Origin of the sequence: Pseudomonas sp. 2VD (genome assembly GCF_005503585.1) — a bacterium.
In the GTDB taxonomy this organism is placed as follows: domain Bacteria; phylum Pseudomonadota; class Gammaproteobacteria; order Pseudomonadales; family Pseudomonadaceae; genus Pseudomonas; species Pseudomonas aeruginosa.
In genome coordinates, this window is record NZ_SCND01000683.1 from 1 (window position 1) to 1,082 (window position 1,082).

The 1,082-nt window shown below is 67.1% G+C and carries 1 protein-coding gene; it reads left to right on the plus strand.

Annotation, left to right across the window (positions count from 1 at the left end; genetic code table 11):
- On the plus strand, positions 1 to 997 hold a 997-nt coding region (gene mqo, locus FFS27_RS33060), incomplete at its 5' end, for a malate dehydrogenase (quinone) (RefSeq protein ID WP_137952577.1).
- Positions 998 to 1,082: the final 85 nt, after the last annotated feature.

Genomic DNA, 1,082 nt, shown 5'->3' on the forward strand with positions numbered 1-1,082 from the left:
CGTCGAGGGCGGTACCGACGTCAACTTCGGCGCCCTGACCAACCAGCTCCTGCAACACCTGGCGCAACAGCCGGGCGCGCAGATCCGCTACAACCAGAAGGTCACCCACCTGCGCCGCGCCGATAACGGCTGGCGGGTCACCGTCAAGGACACCCGCAACGGCGGCGACCGCGAGATCCAGGCACGCTTCGTCTTCCTCGGCGCCGGCGGCGGCGCCCTGCCGCTCCTGCAACTTTCCGGCATCCCGGAAGGCAAGGGCTTCGGTGGTTTCCCGGTGAGCGGCCAGTGGCTGCGCTGCGACAACCCGGAAATCGTCAAGCAGCACCAGGCCAAGGTCTACAGCCAGGCCGAGGTCGGCTCGCCGCCGATGTCCGTGCCGCACCTGGACACCCGCGTGGTGGACGGCAAGAAATCCCTGCTGTTCGGCCCCTATGCCGGTTTCTCCACCAAGTTCCTGCGCCATGGCTCGTTCCTCGACCTGCCGCTGTCGGTACGCCCGGGCAACATCCTGCCGATGCTCTCGGTGGCCCGCGACAACATGGACCTGACCCGCTACCTGATCGGCCAGGTCATGCAGTCGCCGGAACAGCGCCTGGAAGCCCTGCGCAAGTTCTACCCCGAAGCCAGGGCCGAGGACTGGCGCCTGGAAGTCGCCGGCCAGCGCGTGCAGATCATCAAGAAGGATCCGAAGAAAGGCGGCATCCTGCAGTTCGGCACCGAGCTGGTGGCCGCCCACGACGGCTCCATCGCCGCCCTGCTGGGCGCCTCGCCGGGCGCCTCGGTGACTGTCTCGATCATGCTCGGCCTGATCGAGCGCTGCTTCCCGGAGCAGGCCCGCTCGCCGGAGTGGAGCGCCAAGCTGAAGGAAATCTTCCCGGCTCGCGAGAAAGAGCTGGAAAGCGACGCCGAGCTGTACCGCAGCGTCAGCAGCCGTTGCAGCGAGGTGCTGGAACTGACCGCGAAGAACGACGTGCAGGCCCCGGTCAACGCCGAGTGAGCCGCGCGACGGAACAAGCCGCCTTCGGGCGGCTTTTTCATTTGTGGAGTCAGGCGCCGGCCTCGCAATTGATCATCCAGGACAC